Genomic DNA, 22,632 nt, shown 5'->3' on the forward strand with positions numbered 1-22,632 from the left:
CGGAGAAATGATGCAGATCACCCCGAACGACCCGGTCGGCCGCCACGTCATCGAGGCCGGGCTCTGCTTCGAGGCTGGGGACGTGGACGGATGCGACAACGCCTACGGCAAAGCCGTCCAGGAGTCCGCGGACCGGCCGTCGCTCCGGGAGGAGGTGCAGGAGGATCACGTGAGCAGCCTCATGGAGCTGGGCAAGCGCGCGCTCGCGCTGACGCGCTGCGAGGAGTACCTGGACGAGTGCCCGCCCGGCCCGCTGGGGCTGCGGGTGCTGCGCGCCGAGATCCTCACCGCGCTGGGCGACCCCGCACGCGCCGACGCCGAGGCCCTCGCCATCTCCCGCGATGAGCGCGAGCTGTCCGAGGAGCAGGTGGCGCGGCTGCACCGTGTGCGCGGGCTGGCGCTGGCCAACGACGGGCGGCGCGACCAGGCCACGCGGTATCTCGCCGCCGCGCGCAAAAGGTTCGAGGAACTCCGCCTCGCGGAGCGGCTCGCCCAGCTGAACGAGGAGATCGATGTTCTCCTCAGACGCGAGGGCTACATAACAGCGGCGATCGACCGGCCGCCGGAGACCGTCCCGGACCACCTTTTCCGCGCTGAGGAACTGAGGCACGAGGGCCGTTACGAGGAGGCTCTCAGAACGCTCGTCGACGCCCTGGACCTTCCCGACCTGGAGCCCGCCCTGTACTGGCCGGTGGTGCGCGAGATGGCCGTCCTCGCGCGGGCGCTGCGCCGCCCGGACCTCGTCGAACGTCTCAAGCCACGGCTGTGGGAGGCCGCCGGTCAGGCGCCTGAACCGCAGGCGGCGTGGGCCGAAGCCGACTCGCTCCTGGAACCCGGGGCTTCCAAGGACGGTCCGGTCGCCCGGCGCTTCGACGCGCGCATCGAGCACATCCGCCGCCTGCTCGACGACAAGCGGCTGGTGGACGCGGAGAAGGACCTGAGGGAGGTGCGCGACCGGGCCGCCTCGCCGCGCGAAATCGCCCTGTGGCATCTGGCGGCCGCCGAGGTCGAGTGGTTCCGGGGCATGAGTTCCCCCGGCGACGCGGCACCTCTGCACGAGTGCGCGGGCCACGCCGCCCAGGCCGTGGACCACGCGCGGACGGACACCCTTCTGGAGGTGCGGATCGAGGCGCTGCGGATCCTCGGTCACGTGTTCGCCGAACTGGGCCTTCCCGATTCCGACGACCGCGCCGTGGACTACTGGGCGCAGGCCCACCGGCTGGAGGAGGAGATCGCGACTCGCCAGCCCGCCGACCTGTTCAGGATCCCCATGCTGCGCGCCGCACGGGACGAGCACGACGAACGCGTCCGCATGGCGCTTGAACGGACCCAGGGGCTGGAGACGCCCACCGCGTCCGGTATCGCGGTCGCCCTGGAAGCCGCACGGGGCGCGCTGATCCTGCCCCAGATCCTGCCCGCCGACGCCCACCGCGCCCGCGATCTGCCCCGGCCCAGCGACTGGAGCGGCGCGCGGCGCTGGGTGAGCGGGATGGCCGCCGTCCTGCCGCGCGACCAGGCGGCCTGGCTGATCCACGCGACGCCTCACCGGGTGCATCACGTCATCGTCTCCCGGGAACTGCTCCTCCACGCCTACGTCGACTCCGACCGGCACGCGCTGTACGAGGCCATCGACGACCTTGCCCGTTGCTGGGACAGCCCCGAGACGCTGGAGGAGAGCGTGGCGGACGGGGAGTTCGACCGCCGCCTCGCCGAGGTCGCCCTGCGGCTCGGCGTCGGCAAGGTGACCGGCCGCCTTCCCGAGCACGTGCGGCGGCTCGCCGCCGTCGCCGGGAACGAGGTGTCGAACGTCCCGCTCGCCGCGCTGCCGCTGCCGGACGAGGGCGGGCCGCTCGGCCTGCGCTACGCGCTGTCGGACCTGCCGTGCCTGTCGGCGCTGGCGCCGTTGCGTGAACGCTCACTCGGCCTGCGCGGCGACAACGTCCTGCTGGTCCAACCCCGGGACGACCTGACGCCGGCGCGCGCGCCCGCCCGCAGCCTGCTTTCCGGACCGGACGCCACGCTCGCCGGCCTGCGAGAAGCGCTCGCGACGCACCGCCACCAGATCGTCCGCATCGACAGCCACGGCATCTACGGCGACGACGCGACGCGCTCGATCATCGGGCTGTCGCCCCCGGGTGCGGAAGGCCACCTGCACTTCGAGCGCCTTGAGAAGATGGACCTGCGCGGCTGCGGGACGTTCCTGCTCGGCGCGTGCGAGTCGGGAATGGCCCAGCGGCTCGGCCGCGACGAGCGGCGCGGCTTCGTACGCGCCGCGTTCAACGCCGGGGCCGCCTCAGTGGTCGCGGCCCGCTGGATCGCGCCGGACCGCCCGGCCGCAAAGCTGCTCGACCGACTCCAGCGCCACCTACGCGCCCTGCCACGTGATCTGGCCCTGCTGGCGGCGATGCGGGACGTCTGCGCCATGGACCACGAAGTGCCGTACCCGCGCAATCCGTCCCGCTGGGCGTGCTGGACCCTCTACGGTGACTCGGGCCCGCAGACGAAGGCCGGGCCACTGCGCCAGAGGATGCGCAGGCTGCACGGCGGAAGGAGCCGCGATGCCCTTGCCCCGCAGCGTCCGGCCTGACGCTCCGAAGGTCTTCCTGTGCTACGCCGACGCCAACCAGGGCACCGCCGACCGCCTGCACATGGAACTGATCGCCCATGGCGTCCGGACGTTCCGCCCGCAGCGCGACACCCTGCCTGGCGACCAGATCGTCCACACGATCGAGAAGCACATCAAAGAGTCCGACTACTTCCTGCTCCTGTGGTCGGGTGCCTGCGCCGGCCAGTCCTGGCTGCGCGACCAGTGGCACTCCACGCTCAAGGAGAACGGCGGATTCCTGTTCGTGCTGCGGCTGGACACCACCGAGGTCCCGCCGCTGCTGGCGGCCCGCCGGCAGTTCAACGCGTTCGACGGCTGGGACGCGGCCGTGACCGCACTCGCCGACTGCTGGAAGAGCGACCGCGCACTCGGCCACTCCGTCCTGCCCGCGCCCGGTCCCGCCGGGCGCATGGACCAGCCAACCACCACCCTCTACATACGCAATCGCGCACTCGACGTCTCCCATGTGCTGGTCGTCCCGGTCACCGCCACGGGCGCGCAGTTGCGGGCACAGGTCCGCACCGCACTGGCCCTTGGGGACGAGGTCAGCGACTTCAACGGCAAGCTCGGCCTCCGCCTGTCCTACGACCTGCTGAAGGACGAGCGGTCCATCCCGGACCTTCCCCTCAACCGGATGGGCCTCGCCGACGGCTCCGTCATCGACCTGGAGATCACGATCAGGTACTTCGCCCCGGACGGCGAACGCACGCCCGTGGTCTACCGTCGCGATCCGGACTTCGACCTTCCGGGCATGAGGCCCGCCACCCGCCGCTCCCTGTACCAGAAGGCGTTCGGCCACCTGATCCCCCGGAGGAACCGCACACCATGACCGAGCCACGCCCTGGCGGCGCCTTCCGTACCGCGTGAGGACGGCGCCGCCGCGACGATCAGCGTCGGTCGGTGTGCTACCAGGTGACCTGGAGTTCCTTGGGGCGGCGGACGAAACGGTCGATGTGCCAGGGGACCTGGTCGGCGGGCCGGGCGAGGCGGAGGCCGGGGAGCCGGCCGGTGAGGGTGGCCAGGGCGATCTGGAGTTCCATCCGCGCCAGGGCCGCGCCGACGCAGCGGTGCAAGCCGTGGCCGAAGGCGAGGTGCGGGTTGTCCTTGCGGGCGAGGTCCAGCGTCTCGGGATCGTCGAAGGCGGCCGGGTCGCGGTTGGCGGCGGCCGGCTCGACGAGTACCTGGTCGCCGGGGTGCAGGAGCGTCCCGCCGACCTCGACGTCCTCCAGGACGAAGCGCGCGAAGGTCCCCTGGGTGATCAGCGGCACGTACCGCAGCAGCTCCTCCACCGCCGTCGGCACCAGTTCCGGCTCGGCGGACAGCCGCGCGTAGCCGCCGCCGTCCAGGAGCAGGAAGATGAAGTTGGGGATCTGCGAGGCGGTGGTCTCGTGGCCGGCGCCCAGCAGGATGCGCACTAAGTTGTTCACCTCGTCGTCGGTGAGGTTGTCGCCCTCGACCCGCGCGCTGACCAGCGCGCCGATGAGGTCGTCGGTCGGATGCCGCCGCCGGTGCGCGGCCAGCTCTCCCAGATAGGCGTTCATCGCCTCCACGCTGGCCGTCGCCCGCTCGGCCGTTCCGGCGTAGTTCAGCAGGTCGTCGCTCCAGTCGGTGAAGCGGGTCCGGTCGGAGCTGGGCACGCCGAGCAGGTCGCAGATGACCTCGACCGGCAGTATGAGCCCGAACCACTCGAACAGGTCCAGCGGCGGCCCCTGCTCGATCATGTCGTCGACGAGCCGGTCGGCGATCCGCTGGGTGCCGGGCCGCAGGTCCTCCACTCTGCGCGGGGTGAAGGTGCGGTACACGAAGCGGCGCAGCCGGGTGTGCTCGGGCGGGTCCTGCTCCGCGAAGGTTCCGCTGGCCACGTGCAAGGGAGTCACCCGGGCGATGCGGTCGGGAGGGATTCCGGCGCGTTCGTGGTCGCGGCCGAAAGCGGGGCTACTCAGGACGAAACGCGCGTCCTCATAACGAGTTACCAGCCAGGCGGGGTCCCCATAGCCGGGCTGAACTCGGACGGGCGCATGGCCGGTGCGGGCTTCGGTGAGCCGGGAAGAGGGCCGCAGCGCGTGGTCGGTCGGGAACGGGAAGGCGGGAAGGACGGACACGGTGGGCTCCAGTCGTGGAGGACACGGGTGTATGTCATTCGATGCCCGTTTCCTATCTCGCGATATGACCGGTGTGTCAGTCCCGTCTGGCGAGAACACCACGTCGCATTCACCCCGCAGGGAGTGGTCGCCTTGACGCTTCGGTGAGCGGTGCGCGGCCCGTCCGACGATGCGCCGCGGGCGCTCGTGAGTGGTTCAGCCGAGCTGCTCGGCCAGCCCGACGACGATGCTCTCGGGACCGCGGATGTAGCAGAGCCGATAGATGTCCTCGTACCGCACGATCTCGCCGACGAGTTCGGCGCCGTGGGCCCGCATGCGGGCGACGACGTCCTCGATGTCGTCGACGGCGAACATGACGCGGCGAATGCCCAGCGTGTTCGCCGGCGCGTTCTCCGGCTCCGGCTTGATCGCCGCCGGCGTGTGGAACCTCGCCAGCTCGATCCGGCCGTGGCCGTCCGGAACCCGCAGCATGGCGACGTCCTGCCGGACGTCCTTGAGCCCGATGACACGTTCCGCCCAGCTCCCCTCCAGTGGCCCCTTGCCCTCCAGCTCCATCCCGAGTTTGACGAAGAACGCAATAACGGCCTCAAGGTCGTTGACAACGATGAGGACGTTGTCCATCCGCTGGATCGTCATATGCCCGAGCGTAGTGGCCGACGCCGCGGCGCCGGCCAGGGAATTCTGAGCGGCGTCCGGCTCAGCGTCCTGTCCAGAACGGGTCCCGGCCGATGAAACCGAGCAGTTTGGTCTGGGTATCGGCATCGCCGGGCACCTCGACCCGGTCGCCGAACTGGCCGGAGGAGCGGAGGACCTGCTCCATTTGCTCCATTCCACCGAGGAGCTGGGCGCAGAAGTCGGGGTCCAGCCGGTCGTCCTGGCCGGTGGCCCTGGACAAGTCCCACGTGTGCATGAACACGTCAGCGGTGTAGAACTGGTCGATCGCGGTCTCCAGAGGCAGGCTGCCGATGTGCGGGTTGGTGAGTTCCCGGTGTGCGGTCTCCGGATCGTCCAGCACCGCCTGCACACTCTCGCAGTGGACCTGCCACGCCGCGACCGGGTTCTCGTCCACCGCCGGCCCGCGGCGCAGTTCGATGCCGGCGCCGGAGGCCAGGAACCCGGGGAACCATTCGGTCAGGTGGCGGACGACGTCGCGGGCGGTCCAGTCGGCGACCGGGGACGGCGCGTCCCAGGACCGGGTTCCGCGGACCCGGTCGGTGAACAGCCCGGCGACCTGCCGGTGTCGCTCGGCCGGGCGGTCAGACATCGCCATCGGTGAGCATCCTCTCCAACTGGGCGTAACCTTCGATCCAGGTGTCCATCATGTCGAATGCCTGGACGTGCAGGCGCACCGGCTGGCTGACGAGCCCGGCGTCCGCCCGTCAACCGCGCATTGCGCGCCGCGTGCTCGGCGTGTGTCTCGGCTGGATCCGCGCCGATCCGCGCTTCGGGCGGGGGCGTCGGACGCCATGAGAAGCCGTTCCGGCGGACGGGCGCGGCCCCGGCCGGGCCGTCGTGTTGGGCGTCAGGTTTTCAGGAGGTCGATGCCGCGCTGGACGAGACGCGTGGGGATCATGATCTCGGACGGCCAGGAGGTGTCGCCGCCGATCCGCTCGAAGAGCCGGACGGCGGCGGCGCGGCCCAGTTCCTGCACGTCGTAGGCGATCGCGGTCAGCGGGCGCGGCATCAGCGTGGACAGCTCGAAGTCGTCGAAGCCCATCAGCGCGGCGGCGTCGTCGCGCCGGTACAGCTCCCGGATGGCGCCGATGGTGATCCGGTTGTTGCCGGCGAAGAACGCGGTGGGCGGGTCGCCGCCGTCGAGCATGGCGGCGACGGCGGAGGCGGCCTCGCCGGGGTCCGCCACGCCGACCCTGACCAGGGAGTCGTCGTAGGGGACGCCGGCGTCGGCCAGCGCCCGGCGCACACCGGCCAGCCGCTCGCGCGCGGTGTAGATGGCGGGAGAGTCGATGATGACGCCGATCCGGCGGTGCCCGGCCTCCAGCAGGTCCACGATCCCGGCCCGGGCGCCCGCCGCGTTGTCGATGACAACGCTGTCAGCCATGATCCCGGACGGCGGGCGGTCCAGGAAGACCATCCGCATGCCCATCTCCACCTCGGTCCGGGCGAAGGAGTGGTCGGGCCCGGTGGGCACGATGATCAGCCCGTCCACCCTGCGCTGGCACAGGTCGAGGAACTGGCGCTGCTCCAGCTCGGGGTCCTCTTCCGAGCTGACGGTGATCAGGTGGGTGTCGTGCGCGCGCGCGACCCTGGCCACCGCCGCCGCGATCGTGGAGTAGAACGGGTTGGCCAGGTCCTCGATGATCAGCCCGATCGTCGCGGTCTGCCGGCCGGAGCGCAGGGAACTCGCCAGGGCGTTGCGCCGGAACCCGAGTTCGCCGATCGCCGCGAGCACCTGCTCGACCAGTTCCGCGCGCACGTTGGGCTCGTGGTTGATCACCCGGGACACCGTCTTCGGGCTCACCCCGGCGGCGGCCGCCACGTCCGAGATCGTCGGCCTGCGCCGCCTGTCCTGCTTGTCCACCGAAGCCCTTCTGCCGAGACCGCTCCACCGTCGTCCGCCGTGCCGCGCGGGGGTGCCACGGTGAGCTGACGGTGCCCCGACCAACGTAATGGTCCCAGCACTTGTGACAACGATATCAAGCAGCCTCTGACCTTCCGCTCTGCCGGGATGTCGATCCCGTGCCGCGAGGCGGCGGAGCCTTCACTATTTGTGCAGCTAGGGGCGGCTAATGCGCGGCGCTGCGGGTGTGGACGGGACGAGCGTCGAATCACGAAGAGGTCACGGCGGCCGGTCCCGTCTTGACAACGATGTCTCGCAACGGGGACCTTGAGGCGCACGTGCGGTGCGCCGCAGCCGATCATCACCCTCGGCGAGGACGATGTCTGACCACCACCCCATCCCCCTGACCGCGAACCAGCCCCGGCACTTCTACCGAGGCGGCGCCGGGATCGGCCGCTTCCGGGGCGGCCTCCCGCCCGACGACCACCGTCCGGAGGACTGGGTCGGCTCGACCACCAGCCGGTTCGGCGGCGGCGACGCTGGTCTCACCGTTCTGCCCGATGGCCGCCCCCTGCGCGCCGCGATCGCCGCGGACCCGGACGGATGGCTCGGACCAGAACACGTGCGGCACTGGGGGAGCTCCCCGGCCCTGCTGGTGAAGCTGCTCGACACCGGGCAGCGGCTGCCGGTGCACGTCCACCCGAGCCGCGAGTTCGCCCGCGCCCACCTCGGCAGCGCGTTCGGCAAGACCGAGGCATGGCTGGTCATGGACGTGCCGGGCGGCGAGGGGCGGGTCCACCTCGGCTTCCGGGAGGACGTCGGGCACGACCGCCTGCGCGAGTGGATCCGCGTCCAGGACGGCGCGGCGATGCTGGCGCGGATGAACCCGGTCACGGTCCGGCCGGGCGACGCCGTGCTGGTCCCCGCCGGGCTGCCGCACGCGGTGGATGCAGGGGTCTTCCTCGTCGAGGTCCAGGAGCCGACCGACTTCAGCATCATGCTGGAGTGGGCGGGCTTCTCGCCGGACGGCGCGGACACGGACCTGCGGCTCGGCTGGGACACCGCCGTGTGCTGCGTGGACGGCCGCGCGCGCTCCGCCGCCGAGGTCGCGCGGCTCGTCCGGCGGCCGGCGGAGCAGCCCGAGTCAGGGCCCGGGGTGCGGCGGGTGTGGCCCGAGGGCGCCGACTCGTTCTTCCGCGCCGAACTGGTCGGCGGCGGCGCCGAGCTGGCCGCGAGCTTCGCGGTGCTGATCGTGCTGCGCGGCGGCGGTGAGCTGCGCGGCGGCCGCGAGGCGATGCCGTTGCGCGCGGGGCAGACCGTCCTCGTCCCCTACGGGGCGGGACCGACGGCGGTGCACGGTGACATCGAGATCCTGCGTTGCCTGCCCCCGGCGGGCGGTCCGGCGAGCGGGGGGACGCCATGACGCCGCTGCTCGAAGCGCACGGCATCGAGAAGAGCTACGGGCACGTGGAGGCGCTGCGCGGCGCCGACTTCTCCCTGTCGGCGGGCGAGGTCGTCGCGCTGATCGGTGACAACGGCGCCGGCAAGTCGACGCTCGTGAAGATCCTCTCCGGGGTGGAGGCGCCGGACGCCGGGCGGATCCTGGTCGACGGGAACCCGGTCCGGTTCGAGTCGGTCGAGCAGGCCCGCCGGTCGGGCATCGAGACCGTCCACCAGGACCTCGCGCTGTGCGCCGACCTCACCCCGGCCGCCAACTTCTTTCTCGGCCGCGAGGTGCTGCGGTCCGGCCTGCTCGGCCGGCTCGGCTTCCTCGACAACGCCGCCATGCGGGCCCGGGCGCGGCAGGAGTGCGAGCGCCTCGGCGTGCGGCTGAAATCGGACTCGGTAGCGGTGTCCACGCTGTCCGGCGGGCAGCGGCAGGGCGTCGCCGTGGCCCGCGCGGTGACCTGGGCCCGCCGGGTGGTGTTCATGGACGAGCCGACCGCCGCGCTCGGCGTGGTGCAGACCGGCCGGGTCCTGGACCTGATCCGCACCGTCCGCGACTCCGGGGTGGCGGTCGTGCTGATCACGCACAACATGCAGGACGTCAAGGCCGTCGCCGACCGGATCGAGGTGCTGCGCCTCGGCCGCCGGGCCGCGAGGTTCTCGGGCGCCGACGTGTCCATGGAGGAGCTGGTCGGGGCCATGACCGGCGCGCTGGAAGCGGACCTGGCCCCGCCGGACGCCGCCGGTGCGGACGCCGCGTCAGAGAAGACCTCCGAACCCGGATCCGCGGATGGGGAGCAGAAGCGATGACCGCACCGAGCCGTCCATCGAGCCCGCAGAACGCCAAGGCCGGCGGGGCCCCGGCGGACGGGGCGGACGCGCGCGCCGGATCGCCGCTCACCGGCCTCCTCGGCCGGCTGGGCACGGCGCAGGAGGTGTGGATCGGCCTGGTCCTGGCCGTCCTGCTGGTCGGGTTCTCGGTGCTCGAACCGGACAGCTTCGCGACGTCGTTCAACCTGCTGAACCTGGTCGCCGACGCCGCCATCCTGCTGCTGCTCGCCATCGGCATGACGTATGTGATCATCTCGGCGGGCATCGACCTGTCGGTCGGCGGGCTGCTCGTGTTCTCCGGCGTCACCGCCACCAAGACGATGGAGGCGACCGGCGGCACGTCCACCGGCTCGCTGCTGCTGGGCGCCGCGGTGGCGGTGCTCACCGGGCTCGCGTGGGGCGTGCTCAACGGCGCGCTCGTCGCCTACGGGCGGATCCCGCCGCTGATCGTCACCCTCGGGACGCTCGGCATGTCGCTCGGCGGCGCGCTGCTGATCACCGGCGGGGTGGACATGCGGGCGCCGGGCCGGCTCAACCTGGGGCTCGGGCTGGACAAGTTCGCCGGGGTGCCGCTGATCGTCTGGATCTCCGTCGCGGTCACGCTCCTGCTCGGCGTGGTCCTCGCGCAGTGCCGTTTCGGACGCCACACCTACGCGATCGGCTCCAACATCAAGGCCGCGCGCAACTCCGGCGTCCAGGTCAACAGGCACCTGGTCAAGGTGTACGGGCTGGCCGGGCTGCTGGCCGGCCTCGCGGGCTACCTGTCGCTGGCCAAGTACGGCATCACCGGGGTGTCGGCGCACTCCACCGACAACCTTCAGGCGATCGCCGCCGTGGTGATCGGCGGCACGAGCCTGTTCGGCGGCGCCGGCACCGCGACCGGCACGGTCATCGGCGTGTTCATCCCCGCCGTTCTGCAGAACGGCTTCCAGATCCTCGGCGTGAAGCCGTTCTGGCAGCAGGTCGTGGTGGGGGCGGTGCTCATCGCCGCCGTCTACCTCGACCAATGGCGCCGCAAGGCGCGAGACAACTGACGAGACCGGCCGGCAGGCACGGCCCGGCGGCCATGACGGGAAGCGGACGATGCGCAAAGCGATGAGCTTGACCATGGCGGCGGTGCTCGCGGTCGGCGCCACGGCGTGTGGCGACGACGGCGGTTCCGGCGGTTCCGGCAAGAAGATCAAGTTGACCCTCGTCCAGGGCATGGCGGGCGAGGAGTTCTACGAGACGATGGCCTGCGGCGCGAAGGCGGAGGCGGCCAGGCTCGGCGTCGACCTGAAGGTGCAGGGCCCGCAGAAGTTCGACCCGACCCTGCAGACCCCCATCGTCAACTCGGTGGTGGCGGGCAGGCCGGACGCGATGCTGATCGCGCCCACCGACACCAAGGCGCTGATCGCGCCGCTGACCCAGGCCAAGGCCGCCGGAATCAAGATCATCCTGGTGGACACGGTGGTCGAGGAGCGCAGCATCGGGCTGTCGCGGATCAGCACCGACAACGCCAAGGGCGGCGAGGCCGCGGCCACCGCGCTGACCAAGCAGATCGGCGACAAGGGCAAGGTGCTGGTCATCTCGACCGACCCCGGCGTCAGCACCGTGGACGCCCGGGTGAAGGGCTTCGAGCAGGCGATCAAGACGTCGCACCCGGGCGTCCGGTACATCGGCGTGCAGTACTCGCACAACGACGTCGGCGACGCCAGCAAGATCGTCAACTCGGCGCTGGCGAAGGACCCCGACCTGGCCGGCGTGTTCGCCACCAACCTCAACTCCGCGACGGGCGCGGGCTCGGCGCTGCAGCAGGCCGGCAAGCTCGGCAAGGTGAAGATGATCGGCTTCGACGCCGGCCCGGCGCAGGTCAAGCAGCTGCGCGACGGCGTCGTCCAGGGCCTGATCGCCCAGCTGCCCGGCGCGATCGGCGCCAAGGGCGTCGACCAGGCCGTCGCGGCGGTGCGCGGGCAGCCGGTCACCGCGTCCATTCCGACCGACGCCACCGTCGTCACCAAGGAGAATGTCGACGCGCCCGAGGGGCAGAAGGTGCTCTACAAGGCCGGGTGCTGAGGAGGACGCGATGGCCCGGATCCTGGTGTTCGGCGAGGCCCTGGTCGACCTGGTCGGGGACCCCGGCGGACGGCGCTTCCGGGCCGACCCCGGCGGCAGCCCCGCCAACGTCGCCGTCGGGCTCGGGCGGCTCGGCAACGCGGTGACGCTCGTGACCGGCCTCGGCGACGACGCGTTCGGCCGCCTGGTCACCGGGCACCTGACCGCGTCCGGGGTGACGCCCGACGTGCGGCCCGCCCCCTTCACCCCGCTCGCCGTCGTGTCGGTCGACGACCAGGGCGTCCCGTCCTACGACTTCGCGCTCTCCTGGACGCCCTCCGCGCCCGCGATGCCGCCGGACACGGCCGTCCTGTGCACCGGATCGCTGGCGGCGGCGCTGGCGGAGGGGCCCGTCGAGGCGGCGATGGCCGGGGCGCCCGCGGTCGCCTACGATCCGAACATCAGGCCGCCGCTGCTCGGCGACCGGGCGTCCGAGCGGCGGCGGGTCGAGCGGCAGGTGGCCCTCAGCGACGTGGTCAAGGCCAGCGACGAGGACCTCGCGTGGCTCTACCCCGGGGCCGACCCCGTGGAGATCGCCCACCGGTGGCGCCGCCTCGGCCCCGCGCTCGTCGCCGTCACCCGGGGGCCGCGCGGCTGCGTCGCCGTCACCGCCGCCGGCCAGGTCGAACGCCCCGCCCCGCCGGTCGAGGTCGCCGACACCGTGGGCGCGGGGGACGCGTTCATGTCGGGCCTGCTGTCGGCGCTGCTGGCCGCCGGCCTGCTCGATCCCGCGCGCCGCGCCGACCTCGCGCAGGCCGGCGCGACGGCGTTGTCGGCCCCGCTCGCCACGGCGCTGGCGTCCGCCGCCATCACGTGCGCGCGCCCCGGCGCCGACCCGCCGACCGGTGAAGAACTCAAGACCTTCCTGTGACACGCGTCGGCTACGACGCCGACCGCGCGAAGCGCAGGACGACATAGCGGGCACGGTGCCCTAGGACGAGGGCGATCGGATCTCGGGCACGTAGAGGTCGAGGGTCCGCGTGATCTGGCGCAGCAGGGAGCGCAGTTCGTCCTGCTGCGCCGGGGTGAGCTCGGCCATGGCGCGGTCCTCGACGCGCTTGGCCGCCGCTTGGGCCCGCTCGATCAGTTCCAGTCCTTCGCCGGTGATCCGGACTTCGAGGATCCGGCCGTGGGTGGGATGCGGGGTGCGGGTCACCAGCCCCCGGTCGAGCAGGGACGCGACCGCGGCGGACATGGACTGCGCGGTGACCCCCGCCCGGTACCCGAGTTCGGCCCCGGAGAGTCCGTCCGGGTGCTCCAGGCCCAGTTGGGCCAGGGCGGCGAACTGCGCGTGGTTGAGGGAGAACCCGCGCAGGACGCGTTCAAACTGCTGGGACAGCGCGTTGCTGACCATCCGCATCATGTACGGCAACCGCTGGCCGTAGTCCCGCACCATCCGCGTCCTCCGTTCAGAGCCCCGATCGCGAGCACGTCGCGGCCCAGGACTGGGCGACCGGCGCGGTCGGCATGATCGGCATGTCCCACTACGCGTGGAGCCAGTGGAACGCGGCCCGCACCCGTCCGCCGCACCTGAAGACGATCGTCGCCTACGACGGCGCCACGGACATGTACCGCGACTGGATGTACCACGGCGGCATCCCCACCCAGGGGTTCTTCTCGGCCTGGCTGTTCGGGTCGGTGCTCATGCAGCACCACCTCAACGGGATCGACTTCCGCGCCGGACGCAATGACCAGTTCGTCTTCGACGCCCTCAGCCACCCCTTCGACGACGAGTGGCAGCGCCGCCGGTCCCCGTTCTGGGAGCTGGACCAGGTCGACATCCCCGTCTTCTCGATCGGCGTGTGGGGCAAGGCGTCGCTGCATCTGCGCGGCAACTTCTACGGCTACGAGCGCGTCACCGGGCCCAAGCAGCTCCTGGTCGCCCACCCCGACGGCTTCGCCGCCGCCCAGCGGTACTTCTTCGACGAGGACTTCCACCGAACCGAGCTGCTGCCCTGGTACGACCAGCACCTCAAGGGGCTGGACACCGGCGTCATGGACCGGCCCGCCGTCCGGTACTTCGTCGGGCTGTCGCTGGTGCCCGGACCGCAGTCGGACGCAGCGCGGCCGATCCGGGTCACCCAAGGCTGGCTGCGCGCCTCGCACCGGGCCGAACTGCCCGAGCTGACCAGTCCGCTGCGCCCCTTCCACGCCCACACCCGCGCCGACCCGGTCGAGCCCGGAACCGTCTACCGACTGCGCGTCGAACTACTGCCGATGTCGTTCCTGGCCCGTCGCGGCGACCGGATCCGACTGCAGATCAGCAACCACGACTCCCTGATCGCCGACGCCCCCATGACTCATTTCTACGGCCAGAAGACCGGCACCGACACCTACCACCACGACCCCGCCCACTCCTCCGGCCTCCGGTTGCAGGAGCGACCCCGGTGATCACCATCACCGGCTCACCGCGAAGGAATCCCCCATGCCGCTGCAGATGCTTCCGCCCGCCGAAACCGCCGTGCTGCTGATCGACCACCAGGACGGCACCATGAGCTGGGTCTCCTCGATCGACCGCGAGGTGATGAAGGCGAACGCCCTCGCCCTCGGCAAGGCGGCCAAGGCCCTCGACATGCCCCTGGTCCTCACCTCGTCCTTGGAGGACCACGCGCAGGGCCCGCCGGCCAAGGAGCTCGCGGAGATCGCCCCGGAGGAGTTCGCCGCGCGGATCCAGCGCACCGGCGTCGTCAACGCCATGGACGACCCCGGCTTCGCCGCCGCCGTCACCGCGACCGGACGGCGCAACCTGATCCTCGCCGGCGTCACCAACGACGTGTGCACCGTCTACCCCGCGCTCACCGCGCTCAAAGAGGGCTACACCGTGTACGTCGCCGCCGACGCCGGCGGCTCGACCAGCAAGATCGCCGACGACATCGCCCTGCGCCAGATGGAGCGGGCCGGCGCCGTCATCGCCTCGACGAACATGCTGCTCACCGGGCTGGCGCGCCACTGGAACAGCCCCGCCGGCCAAGCCCTCCTCCCCATCGTCGGCGAACTCATCCCCACCTAGGCTCGGCGGCGTCTAGCCGAGAGCCTCCAGGCCGGCGGCTACTGACAGGAGGCGCTGTTCGTCGTAGTGGCGGGCGATGAGCTGGACGCCCGCCGGACGGCCCTTGGGCGTGGTGCCGGGCGGGACGGAGATCGCCGGGTGGCCGGTGTGGTTGGCCAGGGAGGTCAGCCGGACCATGGCGGCCACGGCGTCCTCGGGACGGCCGGCCAGCTCGACCTCCGTGCGTCCCATCTCGGGCGGGTCGACGGCCAGGGTGGGCAGGGCGATGACGTCCACGCCGGTGAGGGCCTCGTCCACCTTGGCGCGCAGGACGAGACGGCCGCGCTGGGCGGTCAGGTACTCCTTGGCGGTGACGGTGGCGCCGGCCGCTATGCCCTCCTTCATCGGCGCGTTGTAGCGGTCCTCCGAGGCGCCGAAGCGGCGCAGGTGGTAGGCGGCCATCTCGGCGGACAGCACCGGCCAGTGAACGCCCTTGACCTCTTCCTGGTCGGGAAGCTCGATCAGGACGACCTCGGCACCCGCCTCGGTGGCGGCGGTGAGGGCGGCGCGGAAGTCCTCCTGCAAATGCGGTTCGGCGATGCTCAGATAGTCGTCGGACGGGATCCCGATGCGTACCCCGGCAAGCCCGGAGGCCCCGGACGGCTCGCCGCCGGTCGCCGTCCCCACGCCGCTGAGCAGGACGTCGAACATCGCCGCGACGTCGGCGACCGTGCGGCCGATCGGGCCGGCGTGGTCGAGGGACCAGGCCAGCGGGATGATCCCGTCGGTGGGCAGGAGGCCGTAGGTGGGCTTGAGGCCGACGACCGCGCAGCATGCCGCCGGGATCCGCACGCTGCCGCCGGTGTCGGTGCCGATGGCCGCGAAGCACATCCCGGCCTGGACGGCCGCCGCCGAGCCGCCGCTGGAGCCGCCCGCCGTCCGGCTCCGGTCGAACGGGTTGCGGGCCGGGCCGAGCGTGGTCAGCGCGAACTCGTCCATGGAGGTCGTCCCGACGATGACGGCGCCCGCCTGCTTGAGCGCGCCGACCAGGGACGCGTCGCGGGCGGCGCGCCGTCCTTCCAGGACGCGGGAGCCCGCGTCCTGGGGCAGGCCGGCCATCGCGACCATGCTCTTGACGGCGACCGGCACCCCGTCGAGCGGGCTGAGCGGCGTCCCGCGGGCCAGCCGCCGCGCGGCCTCGGCGGCCTCCTCGCGGGCCAGTTCGGCGCGCGAATGCGCGAACGCGCGCAACCCGCCCTCGTCATCGTTGCCGTCACGGTCGATCCGGCGGAGCGCGGCCTCGACGGCGTCCACCGGCGTGACCTTCCCGCCGTCGTAGAGGTCGCGTAGCTCGCGGATCGTGCGGCCGTCTTCGGGCGCGAAGGTGGACATCGGGATCTCCTAGATGATTGCGGTAAAGGTCATCCGGCGTGCCAGACCCGGCGGGCGCCGACCCACGTGGACAGCACCGGGATCTCCGCCAGGCCCTCCGGCTCGGTGCGCAGCGGGTCCTCGCCGAGCACCGTGAAGTCGGCGATCCGGCCCACGGCGATCCGGCCCTTGTCGTCCTGCTCGCCGGAGGCCGCCGCCGAGCCGGCGGTGTAGACCTCCAGCGCCTCGTACGGGGTGAGCCGCTGCCCCTCGCCGAGGACGGTGCCGTCCTGGGCCCGCCGGGTGGTCAGCGACCGCAGCGCGTACAGCGGTTCCAGCGGGCCGCACGGGTAGTCCGACGAGCCCGCCACCGTGATCCCCGCGTCGAGGAACGTGCGGTGCGGGCTGATCCGCGCGGCACGTTCCCGTCCGTAGTGACCGACGAGATTGTGGCCATGGTAGGAAATGAAGGCGCCGAACGGCACCGGGATCACGTCCAGCGCGCGGATCCGCTTCACCAGCTCGGGATCGACCACCGAGCAGTGCTCGATGCGGTGGGTCTGGCCGGGGCGCGGCGGCGTGGCGCCGATCGCCGCCTCCATGGCGTCCAGCACCTTGGAGATCGCGAGGTCGCCGTTGGCGTGCACCGCCAGCCGGCTGCCCGCCGCGTGCACCCGGTGGACGACCTCGGCGATCTCCTCGTCCGGCATGACCTGGATGCCGCCGGTGCGCTCGCCGAGCGCGCCCCGGTACGGCGCCCGGCACAGGCAGGTGCCGCCGGAGACCGCGCCGTCGGTCATCATCTTGACGCCGCTGAAGCGCAGCATGCCGTCGCCGAAACCCGTGCGCATGCCCAGTTCGCGCGCCGGCTCGAAGAACTCGTACCACAGCAGCATCCCCACCCGGGCGGTGAGGGCGCCGGCGTCCCGCGCGGCCTGGTAGAGCGCCCAGTCGGCGGGGTGCACCATGGCGTCGCACACCGAGGTGATCCCGGCGGCGTTCATACGGGCGAGCATCCGGCGCAGCGACTCGACCCGCGCCGGCATGGTCGGCTGCGGGACGAGCGGGGGCCGCGAACCGTGCCCGAGGTAGCCCTCCATCCAGGCCCGCTCGTACAGGACGCCCGTCAGCCGGCCCCCGTCGCGCACCAGTTCGCCGCCGACCGGGTCGGGCGTGCCCTCGTCATAGCCGGCGGCGGCCAGCGCCCGCGAGTTGGCGACGGCGCCGTGGTACGAGTAATGGATGATCAGGACGGGATGCCGCGCCGAGACCTGGTCGAGCAGCGTCCGGTCGACGCTCCGGCCGTCCTCGGTGCGGGAGACGTCGAAGTTGTGCCCGACCACCCACTCACCCTCGGGCGTGCGCGCGGCCCGCTCGGCCAGCGCCCGCCGCACCTGCTCGGCGCTGCCGGTGACGGACGGCGCCAGATCCACGTACAGGCCGCCGTCGGCCAGCACCGACGGGTGGGCGTGCGCGTCGTTGAACCCGGGCAGCAGCACCCCGGACCCGAGGTCGACGTCCTCGGCGCCGGGGAACCGGTCGCGCAGCTCGCGCCGGCCGCCGACCGCCACGACGCGCTCGCCGAGCGTGGCGACGGCCTCGGGCTCGTCGCCGTTCATGGTGATGATCCGGCGGGCCGAGAAGATCCTGGCCTGGGAGGCGTGCGGGCTCATATGAGTCCCGCCGAGTCGAGCAGCTTGAGCACGGGCACTCCGATCGTGGTGATGACGGTCATCGACATGACGCTTCCGATGAAGGGGTGGAAGTCGGCGGGCAGCCGCACGGCGATCGCGCGGGCCAGCGGCGCACCGGCGGCGGCACCCGAGACGGACGCGAGCAGGATCACCGGCCAGCCACCGTCCAGGGCGATCACGGCCGCCGGGGCGAAGGAGACCACCGGCACGAACGTGGGGTACCAGCCGTGCCGCCGCCACTCGTCGGCGTACAGCCACACGCCCAGGACGGCGGTGAGGATCTGCGCGGTGAGCAGGTCGGGGAACACCCCGCTGCCGTACGCCGGGCCCAGGGTGTTGATCGTCCAGGCCAGGACCGCCCCGCCGACCAGGCCGAGGGACGCCCACTCGTTCCCGTAGAACTGCGCTTCGCTGAAGTCCGCGAGCGCCCGGCGGGCCAGCCATCCCTTCGGCAGTGCCCCGTCCGGGGCGGCGTCGGGGACGGGATCGGGCTCGGTGGCGAGGCCGTCCGGGGCGGGCGGCGGGAAGGCCATCCAGGGCAGTGCCCGGCAGATCAGGAACGCGAGCAGCGCGCCGACCCACATGCCGGTGACGTTCCCGATGACGCCCGGGAGGTCCAGTGGCTGGCAGAAATGCTTGATGACAAGGATCGACACCGGCGTCGTGAGCACCGCGCCCAGCCCGGCCGCGGTCAGGGCTACCCGAAGACCGGCCCCGTACACCAGCACGACCGCCGGTGCCACCGACACGAACGGCACGAACGTCGGCTGCCAGACGTCGGGCGCGAGCGTCCAGCCCCACAGCAGGTTGGACAGCAGCAGCCCGAGCCCGGACGCCCCCAGCAGCCACGGCCACAGCCCGGTGCCGTAGGAGATGTCGAACCCCCTGGCCCGCAGCCGCCGCCGCGTCGCGTAGTACGCGCCCGCCCCGAACACCAGCAGCCCGACGCCGGCCAGCGAGGACTTGTAGAACTGCGCCTCGTTGGTGTCGCCCAGCACCCACACGACCCATTCGCCGAGCCCCCGGCCCGCGGGGCTCGCCGCGTCCGCCGCCTCGCCGGGCAGGTCGTCCTCCACGGCCTTCATGGCCAGGTTGAGCAGCACGGCGCCGCCGCAGAGCAGCAGCAGCTGTGTCGCCGGCCGCGAGCGACGCGGAGCGATGACCTCGGTCGCCATGGGCGTGGACCTCCTGGGGCAGCCGGTCGCGCGAACTTTGCGCAAACGTTTGGCTATAACGTTTGCTCAATAAGAGACTGCTAGCCTGGACGCTGTCAAGAGCCGATGCACGGAAATTCGGCCGACGAGTCTGGCCAGGAAAACGGGTGGTCTTGCGAGGGGCGAGCGAGGTGGGGGCCGCCGATCCCGGGACGGGCGGCCCGCCGGGGCAGGCCGGGCCGAGCGCGCCGTCCGGCCGGGCGACGCTGAAGACGATCGCCGAGCTGACCGGGCTGCACGTGTCCACGGTGTCGCGGGTGCTCAACGGCACCTCCAGCGGCGCGCGGGCCGCCTCGGCGGCGACGGCCGAGCGGGTCCGCCAGGTCGCCCGGGAAGTCGGCTACGTGCCCGACATCCAGGCGGCGGGGCTGCGCCGGCAGACCTCCCGGCTGCTCGGCGTGATGATGGCCCGGCTCACCGACCAGGTGCTCGCCTCGATCTACGAGGGCGTCGAGCGGGCCGCGACCCGGCACGGCTTCCACACCATGGTCAGCAACTCCTGGGACGATCCCGCCACCCGGGAGGCCCACATCGCGATGCTCCTGTCCCGCCGGGTGGATGCGATGATCTTCGGTGACGCGCACGTGGACGGCAGGTTCGTCGCCGAGTTCGCCACGCACGGCGTCCCGTTCGTCCTGGTCAACCGGCGGGCCGGCGACCATCCCTCGGTCACCTGCGACGACCTGGAGGGCGGCCGGCTGGCGGCCGAGCATCTCCACGCGCTCGGGCACCGCCGGGTGGGCGTGGTCGCCGGGCTGCCGTACGCGGCCAACGGCCTGGACCGCACGTCCGGCTTCACCCGCTACTTCGCCGAGCGCGGCCACCCCGTCCCCGGGCGGCTCGTCGTCCACGCGAGCTTCGACGCGGCCGGCGGCGCGCTGGCCGCCGCGCGCCTGCTGGACCACGAGCCCCGCCTGTCGGCGATCTTCGCGGTGAGCGACTTCGCCGCCATCGGCGTCCTCGGCCTGCTCCGCGAGCGCGGCCTGCGCGCCGGCCAGGACGTCGCCGTGGTCGGCTTCAACGACGTGCCCATCGCCGCGCAGCTCACGATCCCGCTCAGCAGCGTGCGCTCACCGATGTGCGACGTCGGCGCTCAGGGCGTCGACCTCCTGGTGCGGATGATGCGCGGCGAGCCCCCCGAGCGCATCATGCTCCCGCCGGAACTGCGCGTGCGCGAATCCAGCGCCCGGCCCTACACCGACGCCTGAAAGGTGCAGGGGGCGTCCCGCACCGTCCCGTACATCGTGTGCGGGACGGTGCGGGATGGTCCTAGTGCAGGTCGTGAGCTCCTTGCTTGATCTCGGTCAAGAGTGCCTGCCAGCGCCGGGGGAGGACGGCGATCACGGGACCGAGGGTGTCGGTGCTGTCCCGGAACGCGATCCCCTGGGGTGCGCGGGCGAGTTCGACGCAGTCGTTGCCTTCCATGCAGCGGCTACTGGTGCGCCAGGCCAGGTCCGGTCGGAGGTGTTCCGGGGAGCGGGCGGGTTCTTCTACGCTTCGCATGCGGGCTCCTTTTCTAGATGGTCGTCTGGTGAACGGTCAGCTCGTGAACGGTGGCGTGTCCCGGCTCCACCCGGGATTCCGCCTGCGGCGGGGCCCCTGCTGCTTGCGGGCGCGGGGGCCCCGGCCCTATCCGTTAGCGGCCGGGGGGCCGCTGCCTGATGAGGCGTGTCAACAGTTGTCTGCGCGCTTCCTCCCAATAGGTGATGGTCTCCTCGTCGGCACCGCAGCCGACCAGGTAGGCCCGGACGAGGGCGGCCTTGGGCGGCTTGCCGTTCTTGCCGATATTGCTGAGCGAGGCGATGCCGTACTTCTTCTCCGCCAGCGGGCTGTCCTTGATGGCTTCGACCATGGTGCGCAGCGGCGGTTTGTCGGCGTTCTCGCGATAGATCTGCATCGCCTGGACGTATTCCTCGACGGTGGTGGCCTTCTTGGGGTCGCCGTCGGTCTCGTCATCGAGGTGGGAACCGTTCCTGATGTCCTCCTTGTCGGGGCTGCTCGGGTCGGTCGTGGCGGCGGCCTCGCCGGTGCCGGTGTCGGCATTCGCGATGGCTGCCGGTTGGTCGGGGGCCGCCGGCGGCACGATCAGCGGGTCGCGCTGGGGGTCGGCGCCTGCTTGGGATTCCCCGGCCATGATGGAGTCATAGAGGTTCCGCGCGACCTCGACATCGGCCGCCTGGGCCCTGCAGTCCAGGAGCACCGCTTGCAGCTCGCACCACCCGATGCCGGTGAGGTCACCGGCGGCGATCTTGTGCCGAGTGGCGGTCACGACGCCGCGGTCGGCGGCTTCGCGATCGGTGGCGGCCTTGCTCGTCCGGGCGGCCTTGCAGCCGTCGTCTTGGAGGGCCTGGGCGTGGTAAGCCCGCACGACAAGCGCGTTCAGCCAGATCGTGGCGTCAGCGTTGGGATGCAGTTGCTGCAGGAAGTTCTCGACGTCGCGCGGGGTGGTCCTCCCTCGACCCCTCCAGAAGCGTCCCCTCATCCAGTTGGGGCACATGAGGATGTCCGAGTTCGGCGGGGAAGTCCGTCAGCGGTCCCCTGCCGTTCGGGTGCTCCTCGCGCGCCGCCGGACGATGTGGGCGCCCCCCGCGCGGGGCGCGCCCTGGGGCCGCCTCCTGTGTGGGCGATGCTGCGGGTACGGGGATGACTGCATCGTCACGTCCTTCGTTCGTGCTCTTGATGGCTGTGCTGCTAGGGAGAACCGGGTGACTCTTAGGCTTCATTCGCGGAATCGGGCGGGTAGCGGCCACTCGACTCGCCGGTGAAGCCCACATGACGATGGGGACTATATCCCCCGCTCGCGCGTCGGGCATAGAAGACACGGCTCTCGTTCGACCGAAAACGGATGGCTCGCTATCCACGGACTAAATTGAACGCCGATTGCCCTGTGACCTGCGCAAACATCTGCGTTCAGTGTTGTTCAACCTTGTTTTGTTTATACTGTTTGCAGTCAAACTGCTGACGTCGGCCGCTCCGCTGCGAGATGCTTCGGGGACGCATTGGCGGCAGAACGTGCCGATGCATGTGCATCTCGGTGAGTCCGTCTGTTGAACCGGGTGACCACACGAGATTGCAGAAAAGGGTGGAGCCGGGTGATGGATACCGCGGTAGCGGCGGGATGCCGGGGCTCCGCTCCTGGCCGGTGCGCGCTGAGGTTGAGCGCGCACCGGCTTCATCTGTTCCCGGCCAGGTGATCCGCGTCCGCCCGGGTGTTCGCTGCTGTTCAGCGCCGGATCGGGCGGTCGCTCCCCGGCAGCGCCGGCGACCTCATACTCATTTTCCTGACTATACAGCGAAGTTCCTAGGGAAAACGGGCAGGAAAGCCCCCTGTACGCAGGCCCGATGCCCGCCGGTGATCGTCTCTCGCCGCGACGCAACCCTACGTCACCCACGCCGCACCTGGCCGGCGTGCGGCGGGGGAAACCAGGTGTAGGCGGTAGTGGCTGTGTCTTCGTCGGTGATGTGCAGCGACCGGTAGGCGCCGGGATCGCGCAGGCCGCCGTGTTCGGTGGCCTCGGCGTGCAGGCGCTCGGAGACGATGAAGCCGAGGCAGGCGCCGCTGTCATCGAGGGCCTGCTTGAACGCGGCGGCGTCCAGCAGCCCGAACAGGTGGGTCAGCGGAGGGCCCGTCACCCCGCGCGGGTCGCGGCGGACGGTGCCGGTGTGCACGGCCACACGGAGTCGCAGGGTGGCGGTGCCGGCCACGATCCGGTTGAAGCGGCGCAGCACGGCGTCGAGGTGGGGGGCCAGGGGGTCCAGGAGATCGAC

20 protein-coding genes and 2 pseudogenes are annotated in these 22,632 nt (G+C 71.8%); 11 read left to right on the forward strand and 11 right to left on the reverse strand.

Annotated features, from left to right (window positions below):
* The first annotated feature begins 7 nt into the window (after positions 1-7).
* A complete protein-coding gene (locus E1298_RS07945) occupies positions 8-2,587 on the forward strand; it encodes a CHAT domain-containing tetratricopeptide repeat protein (protein ID WP_131890484.1) in 2,580 nt (859 codons plus the stop codon).
* A complete protein-coding gene (locus E1298_RS07950; RefSeq protein ID WP_131890487.1) occupies positions 2,559-3,434 on the forward strand; it encodes a toll/interleukin-1 receptor domain-containing protein in 876 nt (291 codons plus the stop codon). The genes E1298_RS07945 and E1298_RS07950 overlap by 29 nt, the downstream gene beginning before the upstream one ends.
* Positions 3,435-3,510: 76 nt before the next feature.
* On the opposite strand, the gene E1298_RS07955 is transcribed toward E1298_RS07950, so the two are convergent.
* The 4 genes from E1298_RS07955 to E1298_RS07970 all read right to left on the reverse strand — a co-directional run bounded on the left by E1298_RS07955 (position 3,511) and on the right by E1298_RS07970 (position 7,246).
* Entirely contained in the window at positions 3,511-4,707 is a 1,197-nt protein-coding gene (locus E1298_RS07955; protein ID WP_131890489.1) for a cytochrome P450, read from the reverse strand.
* A 195-nt stretch (positions 4,708-4,902) separates the two neighbouring features.
* A complete protein-coding gene (locus tag E1298_RS07960; protein WP_131890492.1) occupies positions 4,903-5,343 on the reverse strand; it encodes a VOC family protein in 441 nt (146 codons plus the stop codon).
* 61 nt (positions 5,344-5,404) lie between these two features.
* Positions 5,405-5,977, reverse strand: a complete 573-nt coding sequence (locus E1298_RS07965; protein WP_131890495.1) for a TIGR03086 family metal-binding protein — start codon at positions 5,975-5,977, stop codon at positions 5,405-5,407.
* A 252-nt stretch (positions 5,978-6,229) separates the two neighbouring features.
* Entirely contained in the window at positions 6,230-7,246 is a 1,017-nt protein-coding gene (locus E1298_RS07970; protein WP_243725444.1) for a LacI family DNA-binding transcriptional regulator, read from the reverse strand.
* 358 nt (positions 7,247-7,604) lie between these two features.
* On the opposite strand from E1298_RS07970, the gene E1298_RS07975 reads away from it, so the two are divergent.
* The 5 genes from E1298_RS07975 to E1298_RS07995 are packed head-to-tail and all read left to right on the forward strand — an operon-like array spanning position 7,605 to position 12,467.
* Positions 7,605-8,648 (forward strand): class I mannose-6-phosphate isomerase, encoded by a 1,044-nt coding sequence (locus E1298_RS07975; RefSeq protein ID WP_131890497.1) that lies wholly within the window; start codon positions 7,605-7,607, stop codon positions 8,646-8,648.
* On the forward strand, positions 8,645-9,481 hold the full coding sequence (locus E1298_RS07980) for an ATP-binding cassette domain-containing protein (RefSeq protein ID WP_131890499.1): 837 nt from the start codon (positions 8,645-8,647) through the stop codon (positions 9,479-9,481). The genes E1298_RS07975 and E1298_RS07980 overlap by 4 nt, the downstream gene beginning before the upstream one ends.
* Positions 9,478-10,536 (forward strand): ABC transporter permease, encoded by a 1,059-nt coding sequence (locus E1298_RS07985; RefSeq protein WP_131890502.1) that lies wholly within the window; start codon positions 9,478-9,480, stop codon positions 10,534-10,536. The genes E1298_RS07980 and E1298_RS07985 overlap by 4 nt, the downstream gene beginning before the upstream one ends.
* A 49-nt stretch (positions 10,537-10,585) precedes the next feature.
* Positions 10,586-11,557: an ABC transporter substrate-binding protein gene (locus E1298_RS07990; protein WP_131890505.1), complete on the forward strand. Its 972-nt coding sequence runs from the start codon at positions 10,586-10,588 to the stop codon at positions 11,555-11,557.
* 10 nt (positions 11,558-11,567) lie between these two features.
* Complete coding sequence (locus E1298_RS07995; RefSeq protein ID WP_131890508.1) at positions 11,568-12,467, forward strand: carbohydrate kinase family protein; 900 nt, start codon at positions 11,568-11,570, stop codon at positions 12,465-12,467.
* A gap of 60 nt (positions 12,468-12,527) precedes the next feature.
* Here E1298_RS07995 and E1298_RS08000 read toward each other — a convergent pair whose 3' ends face one another.
* Entirely contained in the window at positions 12,528-12,992 is a 465-nt protein-coding gene (locus E1298_RS08000) for a MarR family winged helix-turn-helix transcriptional regulator (protein ID WP_131890511.1), read from the reverse strand.
* A 47-nt stretch (positions 12,993-13,039) separates the two neighbouring features.
* Between E1298_RS08000 and E1298_RS51150 the strand changes: the two are divergent.
* From E1298_RS51150 to E1298_RS08010, 3 genes and pseudogenes are all read left to right on the forward strand, one after another.
* Positions 13,040-13,609, forward strand: a pseudogene (locus E1298_RS51150) (CocE/NonD family hydrolase); the annotation flags it as partial.
* A complete protein-coding gene (locus E1298_RS51155) occupies positions 13,592-13,987 on the forward strand; it encodes a CocE/NonD family hydrolase C-terminal non-catalytic domain-containing protein (RefSeq protein WP_279497948.1) in 396 nt (131 codons plus the stop codon). The pseudogene E1298_RS51150 and the gene E1298_RS51155, both read left to right, overlap by 18 nt.
* Positions 13,988-14,021: 34 nt before the next feature.
* Complete coding sequence (locus E1298_RS08010; RefSeq protein WP_131890516.1) at positions 14,022-14,606, forward strand: isochorismatase family protein; 585 nt, start codon at positions 14,022-14,024, stop codon at positions 14,604-14,606.
* A 12-nt stretch (positions 14,607-14,618) separates the two neighbouring features.
* Here the strand turns inward: E1298_RS08010 and E1298_RS08015 are convergent, their stop codons facing one another.
* From E1298_RS08015 to E1298_RS08025, 3 genes are read right to left on the reverse strand one after another with little or no spacing between them, the layout of a single operon-like run.
* The gene (locus tag E1298_RS08015; RefSeq protein WP_131890519.1) at positions 14,619-15,977 is read right to left on the reverse strand and encodes an amidase; all 1,359 of its coding nucleotides are present in this window, start codon (positions 15,975-15,977) and stop codon (positions 14,619-14,621) included.
* Between the two features lie 29 nt (positions 15,978-16,006).
* Entirely contained in the window at positions 16,007-17,629 is a 1,623-nt protein-coding gene (locus E1298_RS08020; protein WP_131890522.1) for an amidohydrolase, read from the reverse strand.
* A complete protein-coding gene (locus tag E1298_RS08025) occupies positions 17,626-18,825 on the reverse strand; it encodes a hypothetical protein (protein WP_131890524.1) in 1,200 nt (399 codons plus the stop codon). Before E1298_RS08025 ends, E1298_RS08020 begins: the two co-directional genes overlap by 4 nt.
* A gap of 146 nt (positions 18,826-18,971) precedes the next feature.
* On the opposite strand from E1298_RS08025, the gene E1298_RS08030 reads away from it, so the two are divergent.
* On the forward strand, positions 18,972-20,072 hold the full coding sequence (locus E1298_RS08030; RefSeq protein WP_207944502.1) for a LacI family DNA-binding transcriptional regulator: 1,101 nt from the start codon (positions 18,972-18,974) through the stop codon (positions 20,070-20,072).
* A gap of 61 nt (positions 20,073-20,133) precedes the next feature.
* Here E1298_RS08030 and E1298_RS08035 read toward each other — a convergent pair whose 3' ends face one another.
* The 3 genes and pseudogenes from E1298_RS08035 to E1298_RS47910 form a co-directional block, all read right to left on the reverse strand.
* Positions 20,134-20,367, reverse strand: coding sequence for a DUF397 domain-containing protein (locus E1298_RS08035; RefSeq protein WP_131890526.1), 234 nt, complete (start codon positions 20,365-20,367; stop codon positions 20,134-20,136).
* A 133-nt stretch (positions 20,368-20,500) separates the two neighbouring features.
* A complete protein-coding gene (locus E1298_RS08040; RefSeq protein ID WP_131890529.1) occupies positions 20,501-21,346 on the reverse strand; it encodes a hypothetical protein in 846 nt (281 codons plus the stop codon).
* A 902-nt stretch (positions 21,347-22,248) separates the two neighbouring features.
* A pseudogene (locus tag E1298_RS47910) lies at positions 22,249-22,632 on the reverse strand (hypothetical protein); the annotation flags it as partial.

It is taken from the genome of Actinomadura rubrisoli, assembly GCF_004349215.1.
Lineage (GTDB): Bacteria > Actinomycetota > Actinomycetes > Streptosporangiales > Streptosporangiaceae > Spirillospora > Spirillospora rubrisoli.

What these genes read in the sequence shown, in the direction of transcription:
- E1298_RS07945 (WP_131890484.1), top strand. Translation starts at nt 8, where the DNA reads ATGATGCAGATCACCCCGAACGACCCGGTCGGCCGCCACGTCATCGAG.
- E1298_RS07950 (WP_131890487.1), top strand. Translation starts at nt 2,559, where the DNA reads ATGCCCTTGCCCCGCAGCGTCCGGCCTGACGCTCCGAAGGTCTTCCTG.
- E1298_RS07960 (WP_131890492.1), bottom strand. Translation starts at nt 5,343, where the DNA reads ATGACGATCCAGCGGATGGACAACGTCCTCATCGTTGTCAACGACCTT.
- E1298_RS07965 (WP_131890495.1), bottom strand. Translation starts at nt 5,977, where the DNA reads ATGGCGATGTCTGACCGCCCGGCCGAGCGACACCGGCAGGTCGCCGGG.
- E1298_RS07975 (WP_131890497.1), top strand. Translation starts at nt 7,605, where the DNA reads ATGTCTGACCACCACCCCATCCCCCTGACCGCGAACCAGCCCCGGCAC.
- E1298_RS07980 (WP_131890499.1), top strand. Translation starts at nt 8,645, where the DNA reads ATGACGCCGCTGCTCGAAGCGCACGGCATCGAGAAGAGCTACGGGCAC.
- E1298_RS07985 (WP_131890502.1), top strand. Translation starts at nt 9,478, where the DNA reads ATGACCGCACCGAGCCGTCCATCGAGCCCGCAGAACGCCAAGGCCGGC.
- E1298_RS07990 (WP_131890505.1), top strand. Translation starts at nt 10,586, where the DNA reads ATGCGCAAAGCGATGAGCTTGACCATGGCGGCGGTGCTCGCGGTCGGC.
- E1298_RS07995 (WP_131890508.1), top strand. Translation starts at nt 11,568, where the DNA reads ATGGCCCGGATCCTGGTGTTCGGCGAGGCCCTGGTCGACCTGGTCGGG.
- E1298_RS08000 (WP_131890511.1), bottom strand. Translation starts at nt 12,992, where the DNA reads ATGGTGCGGGACTACGGCCAGCGGTTGCCGTACATGATGCGGATGGTC.
- E1298_RS51155 (WP_279497948.1), top strand. Translation starts at nt 13,592, where the DNA reads ATGGACCGGCCCGCCGTCCGGTACTTCGTCGGGCTGTCGCTGGTGCCC.
- E1298_RS08010 (WP_131890516.1), top strand. Translation starts at nt 14,022, where the DNA reads ATGCCGCTGCAGATGCTTCCGCCCGCCGAAACCGCCGTGCTGCTGATC.
- E1298_RS08015 (WP_131890519.1), bottom strand. Translation starts at nt 15,977, where the DNA reads ATGTCCACCTTCGCGCCCGAAGACGGCCGCACGATCCGCGAGCTACGC.
- E1298_RS08020 (WP_131890522.1), bottom strand. Translation starts at nt 17,629, where the DNA reads ATGAGCCCGCACGCCTCCCAGGCCAGGATCTTCTCGGCCCGCCGGATC.
- E1298_RS08025 (WP_131890524.1), bottom strand. Translation starts at nt 18,825, where the DNA reads ATGGCGACCGAGGTCATCGCTCCGCGTCGCTCGCGGCCGGCGACACAG.
- E1298_RS08035 (WP_131890526.1), bottom strand. Translation starts at nt 20,367, where the DNA reads ATGCGAAGCGTAGAAGAACCCGCCCGCTCCCCGGAACACCTCCGACCG.
- E1298_RS08040 (WP_131890529.1), bottom strand. Translation starts at nt 21,346, where the DNA reads ATGAGGGGACGCTTCTGGAGGGGTCGAGGGAGGACCACCCCGCGCGAC.